The sequence below is a fragment of the Microbacterium sp. IEGM 1404 genome (assembly GCF_030056775.1).
Taxonomy (GTDB): domain Bacteria; phylum Actinomycetota; class Actinomycetes; order Actinomycetales; family Microbacteriaceae; genus Microbacterium.
Map to the genome: position 1 here is coordinate 464,004 of NZ_JASHKP010000003.1, position 13,553 is coordinate 477,556.

Here is a 13,553-nt window from a genome sequence, read left to right on the forward strand (position 1 = left end):
CCGCGGCATCCGGGGCCAGGCGCACGGGCCGCGCGTCGCACTAGGGAAGAATGGATGCCATGGTGCAGAGCTTCGAGCGCAAGCAGTCCGTCGCGATCGTCGGCGGTGGCCCCGGCGGCTACGAAGCGGCCCTCTCCGCCGCCCAGCTGGGCGCCGACGTGACCCTCGTGGAGCGGGCGGGCGTGGGCGGCTCGGCCGTCATCACCGACGTCGTCCCCTCGAAGACGCTCATCGCGACCGCCGACGCGGCCGTGGCGATCCGCAGCGCCAGCGAGCTGGGTGTGCAGCTGTTCGCCAAGGACGACCGTGGCAAGCCGCTGACCCCCGAGGTCGCGATCAACCTCGCGGCGGTGAATCAGCGGCTCCTTTCGCTCGCGCGGCAGCAGTCCGACGACATGCGCTCGTCGCTCCTCGACGCGGGCGTCCGCATCATCTCCGGTCACGGCCGCCTCGACGGTTCCGGCGCCGTGGTCGTCTCGACCGAGGCGGGCGGCACCGATTTCGACCGCATCGAGGCCGAGACGCTCGTCGTCTCCGTGGGCGCGTCGCCGCGCGAGCTGCCGTCCGCGCAGCCCGACGGCGAGCGCATCCTGACGTGGACGCAGCTCTACAACATGAAGTCGGTGCCGCAGCACCTCGTCGTCGTCGGCTCGGGTGTCACCGGCGCGGAGTTCGCCTCGGCGTACATGAACCTCGGCGCGAAGGTCACACTGGTCTCCAGCCGCGACCAGGTGCTCCCGGGCGAAGACCAGGATGCCGCGGCCGTCCTCGAGCGCGTCTTCCAGCGCGGCGGCATGACGCTGCTGTCGAAAGCGCGCGCCGACTCCGTCGTCAACACCGGAGAGGGCGTCGTGGTGACGCTCGCCGACGGACGCACGATCGAGGGCAGCCACTGCCTCATGGCGGTGGGGTCCATCCCCAACACCGCCGGGATCGGCCTGGAGCAGGCGGGCGTGCAGATGACGCCGTCGGGCCACATCCGCGTGAACCGCGTCGCCCGCACGTCGGTGCCGAACATCTACGCCGCGGGCGACTGCACGAATTTCTTCCCGCTGGCGTCCGTGGCATCCATGCAGGGTCGTCAGGCCGTGTTCCACGCGCTGGGCGACGTCGTGATCCCGCTGGAGACCCGCCGGATCACCGCGAACATCTTCACCGCGCCCGAGATCGCCACCGTCGGTTTCAGCGAGCAGGACATCGCGGACGGCAAGATCGCCGGCGTCGTGAAGAAGCTGCCGCTGTCGGCCAACCCTCGCGCCAAGATGCAGGGCATCACCGACGGCTTCGTCAAGCTCATCGCCCGTCAGGGCAGTGGAACCGTCATGGGCGGCGTGATCGTCGCTCCCCGCGCCTCGGAGCTCATCTACCCGATCGCGATCGCCGTCGAGCGCCGCCTCACCGTCGATCAGGTCGCCCGCGTGTTCGCGGTGTACCCGTCGCTCACATCGAGCATCACGGATGCCGCGCGCGCAATGCACATCGTCGACCGCGACGATCCCGGCGAGGACTGAGCTTCGGGATGCCGCGGGTGAGCGGCATCCATCCTGCTCGGTGGTTCCGTGGGGTGTGCGTTCACGCATAAACGCTTCTGGCGCGTGGAAACGCGGTGTGCTCGCGTTTATGCGTGCGTATCGCGTTTATGCGTGGCTGGCACCGCCGCACCGCCGCACCGCCGCACCGCCGCACCGCCGCACCGCCGCGCCGCCGCACCGCCGCACCGCCGCACCGCCGCCGCAGCGCACACCCGCCGTAACGCGACGGCGCCGCGCCCCCGGAGGGACGCGGCGCCGGCGGCGAGGAGGGTGCCTCAGCTGATGAGCAGCAGCTGGTGACCCGCCGAGACGGTGGTGCCGGGGCTGGCGTCGATGCCGGCGACGGTGCCGTCCTTGTGCGCCTGGATGGGCTGCTCCATCTTCATCGCCTCGAGCACGACGACGAGGTCGCCCTTGACGACCTGCTGGCCCTCCTCGACGGCGATCTTGACGACCGTGGCCTGCATCGGCGACTTCACCGCGTCACCGGTGGCCCCGGCGGTCGGCGATGCGGCGTGCGACCGACGCGACGGCGGTGCGACGGCCGGGCGGCCCGGCTTCGCTGCGGGGGCGGCGATGCGGTCGGGGAGGCTGACCTCGAGTCGCTTGCCGCCGACCTCGACCACGACCGTGTGTCGACCGGGCGCCTCGACGGGGGGCTCGAGCTCGCCGTCCCAGGCGGGGATATCGTTGACGAACTCGGTCTCGATCCAGCGGGTGTAGACGCCGAACGTGCCGTCCTCGGCCGTGAACGCGGGGTCGCGGACGACCTTGCGGTGGAACGGGAGAACGGTGGGGAGTCCGGCGACCTCGAACTCGTCGAGCGCGCGGCGCGAACGCTCCAGAGCCTCGGCGCGGTCGCGCCCGGTCACGATGATCTTCGCCAGCAGCGAGTCGAAGGCGCCGGAGACGCTGTCGCCCGCCGTCACGCCGGAGTCGAGGCGCAGCCCCGGGCCGCCGAAGGTCTTGAAGACGTGGATCGGGCCCGGCTGCGGGAGGAAGTTTCGGCCGGGGTCTTCGCCGTTGATGCGGAACTCGATCGAGTGGCCGGTGGGCGCGGGGTCGTCGTAGCCGAGTTCCTCGCCCTCGGCGATGCGGAACTGCTCGCGCACCAGGTCGATTCCGGTGACCTCTTCCGACACCGGGTGCTCCACCTGCAGGCGGGTGTTGACCTCGAGGAACGAGATCGTGCCGTCGGCGCCGATGAGGAACTCGCACGTCCCGGCCCCGACGTAGCCGACCTCGCGGAGGATGGCCTTGGATGCCGAGTAGAGGATCGCGTTCTGCTCGTCGCTGAGGAACGGCGCCGGGGCCTCCTCGACGAGCTTCTGGTGACGGCGCTGCAGAGAGCAGTCGCGCGTGGAGACGACGACGACGTTGCCCGCGGCATCCGCCAGGCACTGGGTCTCGACGTGGCGGGGCTTGTCGAGGTACTTCTCGACGAAGCACTCGCCGCGACCGAAGGCTGCGACGGCCTCGCGGGTCGCCGACTCGAACATCTCGGCGACCTCGTCGAATTCGCGCGCGACCTTGAGGCCGCGTCCGCCGCCGCCGTACGCCGCCTTGATCGCGATGGGCAGGCCCACCTGCTCGGCGAAGGCGATGACCTCGTCGGCGCCGGCCACCGGCCCGGGGGTGCCGGGGGCGAGGGGGGCCCCGACCTTCTCGGCGACGTGGCGCGCGGTGACCTTGTCGCCGAGCGCTTCGATCGCCGCGGGCGACGGGCCGATCCAGACGAGGCCCGCGTCGATGACGGCGCGGGCGAAGTCGGCGTTCTCGGCGAGGAATCCGTATCCGGGGTGGACGGCGTCCGCGCCGGAACGGCGGGCGACCGAGAGGATCTTCTCGATCGAGAGGTAGGTGTCGGCGCTGGTGGCGCCCTCGAGCGCGTACGCCTCGTCGGCGAGGCGGGTGTGCAGGGCGTCCCGGTCCTGGTCGGCGTAGACCGCGACGGAGGCTTTGCCCGAATCGCGTGCGGCGCGGATGACACGGACGGCGATCTCGCCGCGGTTGGCGACGAGTACCTTGGCGATCTTCGGCATCCTCCCAGCCTAGCGAGGGGTCGTGCGGGTCTTTTGACCCTCCTCCACAAGAAACGCCGAAAAACGTGTGGGGGAGTCTACGAACGGTTCCACAGATCGGTCCACGATCCGCCGAGATCGCGGACGAGGCGACGCACGGTCGACAGCGACATCCCCACCACCGTGGAGGGGTCGCCCTCGACGCGCTCGATGAACGCGCCGCCCAGGGAATCGACGGTGAACGCGCCCGCGACGAGCAGCGGTTCGCCGCTGGCGACATACGCCGCGATCTCCTCATCGGCGACGTCGGCGGCGAAGGTCACCGACGCCTCGGCCACGGCGAACGCCTCCCGGGGCTCGTGGCCGGGGGCGACCCGGAAGACGCTGTGCCCCGAATGCAGCACGCCCGTGCGCCCGCGCATGTCGCGCCAGCGCGCGGTCGCCGCCTCGGCGGTGTAGGGCTTGCCGAGGATCTCGTCGCCGAGCGCGAACATCGAGTCGCCGCCGATCACGAATCCGTCGAACCCGGACCCGTCGGAGGCCAGGCGGAGCGCCACGTCCTCGGCCTTCCGCCGCGCGAGCAGAAGGACGTGCTCCGGTGCCGGTAGCGTGCGCCCCTCCGCCGCCTCGACCTCGGCGATCACCGCCTCCTCGTCGACCCGGGGTGCCCGGGCCTCGGGCTCGATTCCGGCCTGCCGCAGCAGCATGAGTCGAGCGGGGGAAGTGGATGCCAGGCACACGCGCATGCGTCCACGCTACCGACGACGCGACCCGCCGGGACCGCCGTGTGACAGGCTCGGAGGATGCAGAACGGCGACCTCATCGATCTCGACATCACCGGAGTCGCCCACGGCGGCATCTTCGTCGGGCGGCACGAGGGCCGCGTGGTCTTCGTCCCGGACACCCTCCCCGGGGAGCGCGTGCGCGTGCGGCTCACCGATACGCGCAAGAAGGCGTTCTGGCGTGCAGAAACCGTCGAGGTCCTCGAGGCCGCGCCCGAGCGGCGCGCGCACGTGTGGCCCTCGGCCGCCATCGACCGTTCGCCCGACGAGCGCGTGGGCGGAGCCGAGTTCGGTCACATCGAACTCGGTCACCAGCGCGCGCTGAAGGAGCGGGTGATCCGCGAGTCGCTCGAGCGCGTCGGACGCCTCGAACTCCCCGTCTCGGTGGGTCCGGCCGGGGTCGACGAGACACCGGACGGCACCCGTTGGCGGACGCGCGTGAGCCTGCACGTGGACGAGGCCGGACGCGTCGGTCCGTTCGCTCCGCGCTCGCACCGGGTGATCGAGACGCCCGATCTCCCGCTCGCGACGGACGCGATCGCCCGTGCGGCCGCGGAGCTGCGCGGCGCGGCTCCCGGCCGGATCGACCTCGTCCAGCCGGCCGACGGGCGGGTGCGCGTCCTCCCGCGTCCCGACGGATCCCGCGCGACCGGGACCGCCGAAGTCGTCGAGGAACGCGTCGGCGACCGCGTGTTCCGCGTCGACGCGGGCGGCTTCTGGCAGGTGCACCGCCTCGCGGCCGGAGCCCTGACGGAGGCGGTCGGCGATCGCGTCCGTGAGGCCGCGGGCGACCTGGACCCGGATGCCGTCCACCTCGACCTCTACGGAGGCGTGGGCCTCTTCGCCGCCACGCTGGCCGACATCGGCGGCGCGTCCACCCGGGTCGTCAGCGTCGAGAGCGACGCCCGCGCGACCGAGCACGCGGGGGAGAACCTCGCAGAGTGGGTCGGTGCCCGCGCCGAGACGGCGCGGGTCGACCGGTACGTCGCGCGGCTGCGGGCGGACGCCTCCGCGCGCGAGCGCGAGCGCCTGTCCCGCGGCGTCGTCGTCCTCGATCCTCCGCGCTCGGGCGCCGGGCGGGAGGTCGTGGAGGGGATCGCGGGCCTCGATCCCCGGGTCGTGATCTACGTGGCCTGCGACCCCGTCGCGCTCGCGCGAGACCTGGCGACGTTCGCCGTGAACGGGTACCGCGTCGAGGGCGGCGTGCACGGTCTCGACCTCTTCCCCCATTCCCATCACGTCGAGGCGGTCGTCGCCCTCCGGCGATGACCCGCCGATCGGCGGGTGTGCACTCCCGGCGGGGGAGGGGTCGCGCCGATACGATGTGGGGATGACGCGCGTCGCCCTCATCGATGACCATGAATCGGTCCGGCTCGGCCTCGAGGCGGCGTTGGCGCAGACCGAGTCGTTCCAGGTGGTCCTGTCGGGCGCGAACGTCGCCGCCTACCTCGATTGGCGCCGCACCGCGGGTGAGGCCCCCGCCGATGTCGTGGTCCTCGACCTCACGCTCGGTGACGGCACCACCGTCTCCGAGAACGTCGACCGTGTCGTGCGGGACGGTTCCAGCGTCATCATCCACAGCGTCGCCGACCGCCCGGCCGCCGTGCGCGAGGCGCTCGCCGCCGGCGCCGCGGGCATCGTGAGCAAGTCGTCTCCCACGCACGAGGTCCTCGCGGCCATCGGGACCGTCGCCCGCGGCGAGCTGCTCGACAACGTCGAGTGGGCCAGCGCGGTCGAGGGCGACCGCGAGTTCGCCGATGCGCAGCTGTCCGCGCGCGAGCGCGAAGTGCTGCGGCTGTACGCCGCCGGGCTCCCTCTCAAGGCCGTCGCCGAACGCCTGGGCGTGGCCTACTCCACGGCCAAGGAGAACATCACGCGCGTGCGCGTGAAGTACGTCGAGGTGGGGCGCCCCGCCCCGACCAAGGTCGATCTGCTGCGACGGGCGATGGAGGACGGCATCCTCCACGAGACGCCCGAGACGCCCCGAGATGCCTGACGTCGATCGGTCGGTCCTCGACGAGGCGTGGGGGCGGATCCCGCACACGCGCGAGACGAGCGACGACCCCGGTTCGTTCACGCAGAAGCGCATCGAGCGCGTCATCACCCTGCTGGTCGGGCCGGCCTGTCTCGTCCTCGGGGTGCAGGCCTTCGTCGCCGCCTTCGGGCCGAGCGACGAAGCCCCGGGGTGGCATCTGCCCCTGGTCATCGGCGTCTTCGTTCCGCTGGTCGCGATGGTCGTGGCGTGCGCCGTCAACCGGTTCGCGAGGGTGTTCTCGGGCGTGTTCGCGGTGCTGTTCATGGTCGCCCTCGCCCTCTGGCCGATCGCCACCGTCGGCGGCGAGCAGTCCCCGTCGCCCACCGAGAACCCCTGGATCTTCTACCTCATCAACGTGGCCACGGTGGCCACGGTCGTGGCCTTCCCGCTGTCCCTGCAGATCGCCTGGACGGTGGCCGCGCCGCTGCTGTTCGGTGTGGTCCGTCTCATCCAGGCGGGCGGACGGTCGGAGTTCCTGCTGCCCGTCGCGCTCGACGTCTCGTTCGCGCTGATGCTGGGCGCGGTCCTGGTGACTCTCACCTGGATGTACCGCTCGATCGCGGCGAACGTCGACGAGACGCGCGCCCGGGCCGTCGCCAGCTACGCGCAGGCTGCGGCCACCGCCGCGACCGAGCACGAGCGGGTCGCCGTCGCGGCACTCATGCACGACAGCGTCCTGGGCGCCCTGCTCGCGGCCGAACGCGCCTCGACCCCGCGGGAGCGCACCCTCGCCGTGAGCATGGCGCGCGAGGCCCTCACGCGGCTGGCCAACGCCGAGAAGGACGCCCTCGAGGGCAGCGACGAGCCGATGGATGCCGCGGCCCTCGCCGACGACATCGAGACCTCGGCCCGCGACTTCGGGGTGGAACTGGCGGTGACCCGACGGGTGCAGGAGGGCACGCCCCGCGTTCCCGGGCGGGTGGCCCGGGCGCTCGTGCTCGCCGCGATGCAGGCCGTCGCCAACGCGGTGCAGCATGCCGAAGCGCGAGCCCTGACCGTCGAGGTCACCGGCTCCGCCGAGCCCGGGGGAGTGACGATCCGGGTGCGGGATGCCGGTCGCGGCTTCGACGTGAATGCGATCCCCGCCGATCGGCTCGGCATCCGCGGCTCCATCATCGCGCGCGTCACGGCGGTCGGCGGACGCTCGACCCTGGACTCCTCGCCCGCGGGCACGACGGTGACCCTCGAGTGGGAGAGCGGGGACCGCTGGTGACCGTCCGCTCCATCCTCTCGGGCATCGGCCTGGCCTTCACGGCCTACCTCTCCGCGCGCAGCCTCCTGTGGACGCTGCCCGACACGGTCGAACGCGGCTGGCTGCTGATCGCTGCGCTCGTGCTGTACCTCCCGATCACCTGGCTCTGGATCCTCCTGCCGACGCGTCGCCGCGTCGCGGCTCCGGACGACGCGGACACGGACACGCGGCTCGCGCCTCCGCGATGGGCCGTCGGCCTCGCGCTGCTGGCCGCCGCGGTCGTCCCGAACGCCGCCTTCGCGGCGGTGAACGAGGCCGGACGGTCGCAGCCGTTCGTCACGTGGGTCATCGGCGGAATCGGCGCGCTCATGACCGTCGTCATGGTGCGGCGGCGACCCGTCGTCGCCTGGATCGGCACGGGCCTCCTGGCCGTGTCGGCGGCGGTCTGGCTGGGCCCGCTCGCCGCGCTCAGCCTGGGGCTCGTGGGTTCGCTCGTCTGGGTGGCGGTGGCCCAGCTCATCACCACCGCTCTCGACCGGGTCGCCCGCGATGCGGAGCAGCTGTCGGAGCTGCAGCAGGCGGCATCCGCCTGGCAGGCCTCGCAGAGCGGGCGTCAGCGCGAGCGTCGGCTGCACGTGCAGCGGGCGCTTCACGTCGCCGGTCCGGTGCTCGGTCGCACGATCGAGACGGGTGGGAACCTGCGTCCGAGCGAGAAGAACGCGGCGCGCCTCGCCGAGCAGAGCCTGCGCGACGAGTTGCGCAGCCCCCGTCTCCTCGACGAGGCGGTGCGCGCACAGATCGACGCGGCGCGTCGCCGCGGGACGATCGTCATGCTCTTTGACGAGGGGGGCCTGGAAGACCTGCCGGCGTCGGCGCTGCGCGACATTCGGTCCGAGCTGGCGGGCATCGTCGAGGAGGCCGCGTCCGAGCGTCTGATCATCCGGACCTCGCCCCACCACGAGGTGGCGGTCACCGTCGTGGGTCGCACGGCGGCTGCGGGCGCCGGGGCCGACGACGACGACGTCGATCTCTGGCGCGAGATCCGCCGCCCGCACTGACGCGAAGGATGCGCCGCCCGCACGGACGCGACGGAGAGGCCCCCGTGGCGCGAACGCCGACGGGGGCCAGAACGGGTATCTGCATCCGGGGAAGAGTGCGAAAAGTGAGGGGTGAGGGGCGGCGATGTCGCCTGCCCCTCACCCATGCGAACGGCTACCCGAAAACCGTCCGCGGTGGCCGGAACCGGCTCGATGGAGCGGCCCGACCGAACGCGTGATGCGTTCCAGCTCCTCCAGTATTCGCGAACGTTCTCGCGGCGTCTGTAGGTATTTCGGGGGACAGTCAGCCCGTGAATCCGTTCCAGCCGGCGTCGCGGTCGAGCGGGGCCCGCAGTCCGCGAGCGGACAACTCCCAGCGCGAGCGCGCCGACGTCTCCGGTGCCGTGGCATCGGCGGACTCCCGGGCGTACGCCTCGCTCACGACGACGATCGCCGCGGCGAGTTCCTCGGGCGTGGGGGTGCCGCGCACGATGCGTCCGACGGTCTCGGGCGATCCGTCACCGGTCTCGCTCACAGCGGGATGTTCCCGTGCTTCTTCGCCGGCAGACTCGCCCGCTTGTTGCGCAGTGCCCGCAGCGCCTTGGCGATCGACACGCGCGTCTGCGCGGGCTCGATGATGCCGTCGAGCTCGCCGCGCTCGGCCGCGAGGAACGGGGATGCCACGTTATAGGTGTACTCGTTCGCGAGGCGGGTGCGCACCGCCGCGACGTCCTCGCCCGCTTCCTCGGCGCGCTTGATCTCACCGCGGTAGAGGATGTTCACCGCGCCCTGACCGCCCATCACGGCGATCTCGGCGGTCGGCCACGCGAGGTTGATGTCGGCACCGAGCTGCTTCGACCCCATCACGATGTAGGCGCCGCCGTAGGCCTTGCGCAGGATCACCGTGACCAGCGGCACGGTGGCCTCGGCGTAGGCGTAGAGGAGCTTCGCGCCGCGGCGGATGACACCGGTCCACTCCTGGTCGGTGCCGGGCAGGTAGCCGGGCACGTCGACGAGCGTCACGATCGGCACGGAGAACGCGTCGCAGAACCGCACGAAGCGGGAGGCCTTCTCTCCCGCGTCGATGTTCAGCGTGCCGGCCATCTGCGAGGGCTGGTTGGCGATGATGCCGACGGTCCGGCCCTCGATACGGCCGAAGCCGATGACGATGTTCGGGGCGAACAGCGGCTGGACCTCGAGGAAGTCGGCCCCGTCCACGATGCCGTCGATCACGGTGTGGATGTCGTAGGGCTGGTTCGGCGAGTCGGGGATGACGGTGTTGAGCGCTCGATCGGCATCCGTCGTCTCGAATTCGAACGGCGTCTCGTAGACCGGGATCTCGGCGAGGTTGTTGTCGGGGAGGAATCCGACGAGGGTGCGGGCGTAGTCGAGCGCGTCGTCCTCGTCCTCGGCGAGGTAGTGCGCCACGCCAGACCGGGTGTTGTGGGTGTGGGCGCCGCCGAGATCCTCCATGCCGACGTCCTCGCCGGTGACGGTCTTGATGACGTCGGGGCCGGTGACGAACATCTGGCTCGTCTTGTCGACCATGATGACGAAGTCGGTGAGCGCGGGCGAGTACACGGCGCCGCCGGCGGCGGGTCCCATGATGATCGAGATCTGCGGGATGACCCCCGAGGCGGCGGTGTTCAAGCGGAAGATCTCGCCGTACTTGCCGAGCGCGACGACACCCTCCTGGATGCGCGCGCCGCCCGAGTCAAGCATGCCGATGATCGGGATGCCGCTGCGGAGCGCCAGCTCCATGACCTTGATGATCTTGTCGCCGGCGACCTCGCCGAGCGAGCCGCCGAAGGTGGAGAAGTCCTGCGCGTAGACGGCGACCGTGCGCCCGTGGATCGTGCCCGTGCCCGTGACGACGGAGTCACCGTAGGGGCGCGACTTGTCCATGCCGAACGCCGTGGTGCGGTGGCGGACGTACTCGTCGAGCTCGACGAACGAGCCGGGGTCGACCAGCATCTCGATGCGCTCGCGGGCGGTGAGCTTGCCCTTCGCGTGCTGTTTCGTGCGCGCGGCGGCTTCGGCGTCGACGACCGCGTCCTGGAACCTGGCGCGCAGGTCCGCGATCTTGCCGGCGGTGGTGAAGAGATCGGGCTGGTCGGTCACGCTTTCCACCCTATCGACCGGTTCGACGCCGATGTTGGAGGGTGCGCACAAGCACCTCGTCGGGACGCTGTGGCATCCATCCATTCGTGCGCGAGAGTGCGAGGCCGGGGGACGGCCCGGGGATGCCGATTCCCCCGGGTCGTGCCTAGGGTGTGCACATGCCGATCCCCGCTGCCGGATACCCGCTCACCGCCGCGCTCAGCCCGCGCCTCCAGGTCGTCGAGACCACCGACTCCACCAACGCCGACGTCGTCGCCGCCGTCGCAGCGGACCCCGCCGGATGGCCGCATCTGTCGTTGCTCGTCACGGACGACCAGCGCGCCGGGCGGGGCCGACTCGACCGCACGTGGACCGCTCCGGCCGGGACCGCCCTCGCCGTGTCGGTCGTCGTGGACGCCGGGCGCATCCCGATGGGGATGCGCGGGTGGATCCCCCTCGCCGCGGGTGCGGCCATGACGCGCGCCGTCGCTTCCCGCCTGACCGGTCACGGTCCGAGCGCGCAGCTGAAGTGGCCGAACGACGTACTCGTGGACGGGGGGAAGATCTGCGGCATCCTCGCCGAGGCCGTTCCGGGCACCCTCGACACGGTCGTGATCGGATCGGGGATCAACACGCGCATGACCCGGGCGGATCTGCCGGTGTCGACGGCCACCTCGTTCACAGCCCTCGGCGTCGAGGTCGACGAGGATCGCCTGCTCGCCGATTACCTCGAGTCCCTCGCCGCGCTGCTCGCCGCGCTCTCGGAGGGCGATGTCGCCCGCGTGCACCGCGACGTCGAGAAGCTGTGTTCGACCGTGGGCCGTGAGGTGTCGGTGTCCCTCCCCGACGGCACCACCGTCCAGGGCCGGGCGGAACGGCTCGACACCGAGGGACGCCTGGTAGTCGAATCGGGCACGATCCAGACGGTGGTCGCCGCCGGGGATGTCGTCCACGTGCGCTGACCCGCGCCCGTCCCGCGTGTGCGGGCGACGCCGGCGGCTCCCGCCCCCACAATGAGTACGTGACCCCGCCCGACACCTACGGAGGCCGTCCCCGCACGCCGGCCCCTGGCGCGGCTGCGCCCGAGCGCCGCATCGCGCGCCTGCGCGGTCACGCCCGGCGGTTGTTCTGGTCGGCCCTCGTGCTGATCGCCGTGGCCGGTGCGACCGCGTACTACTACGACAATCTCCCGGCTCCGTTCGAGAACTGGATGCTGTTGACCGCGGCCGGTGCCGCGCTGGTGCTGCTGGTGATCGTGCCGTACTTCGTGTGGCTCTCCCGGTCGTGGACGATCACCACCCGCCGCGTCATCGAGCGCTCCGGCTTCTTCGGGTCGAGCAGCCGCGAGATCTCGCACGTGCGCGGGTACGCGATCCAGATGAGGCGCGGCATCCTCCAACGGCTGTGGGGAGCGGGGACCCTCACGCTGTCCAACGGAGTGGAACCTCCCCTTCGTCTGAAGAACGTCCCCCACGCGGTGCTCGTGCACGAGACGCTGGTCGACCAGGTCGAGGTGAACCAGATCCTCGCGCATCGCGACTCGCAGGCGCACGGCTCCGGCGCCGTCGAGTTCTGACGCGGACGTCGTGCCTCTCGCCGGGGTCGGGAAGTGCGGCGGCGGTGTGGAGCACAATGGACGGGACGGAAGGAGCGGCATGGCGCTGCGAGTCGGAGTGGTCGGTGGAGGACAGCTGGCGCGGATGATGATCGCGCCGGCCGAGGAGCTCGGGATCGACATCCGTGTCCTCGCCGAGACCGAGGGCATGTCGGCGGGGCTCGCCGCCACCGCCGTGGGCGACTACCGCGACGCCGAGACCGTGCTCCGCTTCGCGCGTGAGGTGGACGTACTCACGTTCGACCACGAGCACGTGCCTCAGGACGTCCTGGGCGCGCTCGTCGACGCCGGCGTCGCGGTCCACCCGGGCCCGGCCCCGCTGGCCGTCGCCCAGGACAAGCTCGTCATGCGCGCGCGCATGGCCGAGCTCGGGATGCCGCAGCCCGACTGGGCCGCCGTCTCGGATGCCGCGCAGCTCCAGGACTTCCTCGACGCCCACGGCGGACGCGCCGTCGTTAAGACCCCCCGCGGCGGGTACGACGGCAAGGGCGTGCGCGTGGTCTCGGCCGCGACCGAAGCCGACGATTGGTTCGCCGCGCTCGCCGAGGACGCCCACGGCGGGGCGCTCCTGGTCGAAGAACTCGTCGACTTCACGCGCGAACTGGCGCAGCAGGTCGCGCGTCGTCCGTCCGGCGAGGTGCGGGCGTATCCTCTCGTGGCGACGACGCAGCGCGACGGGGTGTGCGCCGAGGTGATCGCGCCCGCTCCGCGTGCGGGGGACCGGCTCGAGCGCGCGGCCGCCGCGATCGGCGTCGCCGTCGCCGAAGGGCTCGGGGTGACCGGCATGCTCGCCGTCGAGCTGTTCGAGACGACCGACGAGCGCGTCCTCATCAACGAACTCGCCATGCGGCCGCACAACAGCGGCCACTGGACGCAGGACGGCGCCGTCACCAGCCAGTTCGAGCAGCATCTGCGCGCCGTGCTCGACCTTCCGCTCGGATCGACGGATGCCACGGCTCCGTGGACCGTCATGGTCAACATCCTCGGCGGGCCCGCCGAGGGCGGGCTGACCGAGCGCTTCGCACCCGCGATGGCCGCGCACCCGACGGCGAAGATCCACACGTACGGCAAGGACCCGCGTCCGGGGCGCAAGGTCGGGCACGTCAACGTCGCCGGCGACGACCTGGACGACGTCGTCTACGAGGGCCGCGCGGCGGCGGCATTCTTCGACTGAGCGTGCCGTTCCGGGATCTTCCAGCGACCCGCCCTAGCCTGGACCGGTGACCCGGCCGCTGCATT

12 protein-coding genes are annotated in these 13,553 nt (G+C 71.8%); 8 read left to right on the forward strand and 4 right to left on the reverse strand.

All coding sequences use genetic code 11. The features are described 5' to 3' along the window. The first annotated feature begins 50 nt into the window (after positions 1-50). A complete protein-coding gene (locus QM517_RS12875; RefSeq protein WP_077050460.1) occupies positions 51-1,511 on the forward strand; it encodes an NAD(P)H-quinone dehydrogenase in 1,461 nt (486 codons plus the stop codon). 296 nt (positions 1,512-1,807) lie between these two features. Here QM517_RS12875 and QM517_RS12880 read toward each other — a convergent pair whose 3' ends face one another. Continuing rightward, positions 1,808-3,574, reverse strand: a complete 1,767-nt coding sequence (locus QM517_RS12880; protein WP_283287899.1) for an ATP-binding protein — start codon at positions 3,572-3,574, stop codon at positions 1,808-1,810. Between the two features lie 77 nt (positions 3,575-3,651). Beyond that, a complete protein-coding gene (locus tag QM517_RS12885) occupies positions 3,652-4,299 on the reverse strand; it encodes a Maf family protein (protein ID WP_077050458.1) in 648 nt (215 codons plus the stop codon). 57 nt (positions 4,300-4,356) lie between these two features. Between QM517_RS12885 and QM517_RS12890 the strand changes: the two genes are divergently transcribed. The 4 genes from QM517_RS12890 (at position 4,357) to QM517_RS12905 (ending at position 8,620) form a co-directional block, all read left to right on the forward strand. Continuing rightward, positions 4,357-5,604 (forward strand): class I SAM-dependent RNA methyltransferase, encoded by a 1,248-nt coding sequence (locus QM517_RS12890; RefSeq protein ID WP_283287901.1) that lies wholly within the window; start codon positions 4,357-4,359, stop codon positions 5,602-5,604. A gap of 61 nt (positions 5,605-5,665) precedes the next feature. Next, positions 5,666-6,331 (forward strand): response regulator transcription factor, encoded by a 666-nt coding sequence (locus QM517_RS12895; protein ID WP_077050456.1) that lies wholly within the window; start codon positions 5,666-5,668, stop codon positions 6,329-6,331. Next, positions 6,324-7,583, forward strand: coding sequence for a sensor histidine kinase (locus tag QM517_RS12900; RefSeq protein ID WP_139340614.1), 1,260 nt, complete (start codon positions 6,324-6,326; stop codon positions 7,581-7,583). Before QM517_RS12895 ends, QM517_RS12900 begins: the two co-directional genes overlap by 8 nt. After that, entirely contained in the window at positions 7,580-8,620 is a 1,041-nt protein-coding gene (locus QM517_RS12905; RefSeq protein WP_083735027.1) for a hypothetical protein, read from the forward strand. The genes QM517_RS12900 and QM517_RS12905 overlap by 4 nt, the downstream gene beginning before the upstream one ends. A 283-nt stretch (positions 8,621-8,903) precedes the next feature. On the opposite strand, the gene QM517_RS12910 is transcribed toward QM517_RS12905, so the two are convergent. Together QM517_RS12910 and QM517_RS12915 are read right to left on the reverse strand one after the other, a co-directional pair. Continuing rightward, complete coding sequence (locus QM517_RS12910; protein ID WP_077050455.1) at positions 8,904-9,134, reverse strand: acyl-CoA carboxylase subunit epsilon; 231 nt, start codon at positions 9,132-9,134, stop codon at positions 8,904-8,906. Beyond that, positions 9,131-10,720 (reverse strand): acyl-CoA carboxylase subunit beta, encoded by a 1,590-nt coding sequence (locus QM517_RS12915; RefSeq protein WP_283287906.1) that lies wholly within the window; start codon positions 10,718-10,720, stop codon positions 9,131-9,133. The genes QM517_RS12910 and QM517_RS12915 overlap by 4 nt, the downstream gene beginning before the upstream one ends. Positions 10,721-10,878: 158 nt before the next feature. Here QM517_RS12915 and QM517_RS12920 point away from each other — a divergent pair, with 158 nt between their 5' ends. The 3 genes from QM517_RS12920 (at position 10,879) to QM517_RS12930 (ending at position 13,488) form a co-directional block, all read left to right on the forward strand. After that, the gene (locus QM517_RS12920; RefSeq protein ID WP_077050453.1) at positions 10,879-11,661 is read left to right on the forward strand and encodes a biotin--[acetyl-CoA-carboxylase] ligase; all 783 of its coding nucleotides are present in this window, start codon (positions 10,879-10,881) and stop codon (positions 11,659-11,661) included. 59 nt (positions 11,662-11,720) lie between these two features. Then, on the forward strand, positions 11,721-12,275 hold the full coding sequence (locus tag QM517_RS12925) for a PH domain-containing protein (RefSeq protein ID WP_077050452.1): 555 nt from the start codon (positions 11,721-11,723) through the stop codon (positions 12,273-12,275). 79 nt (positions 12,276-12,354) lie between these two features. Then, positions 12,355-13,488 carry a 5-(carboxyamino)imidazole ribonucleotide synthase gene (locus QM517_RS12930; protein ID WP_283287910.1) on the forward strand — a complete coding sequence of 378 codons (1,134 nt, stop codon included), beginning with the start codon at positions 12,355-12,357 and terminating at the stop codon, positions 13,486-13,488. The last annotated feature ends 65 nt before the right edge of the window (positions 13,489-13,553 follow it).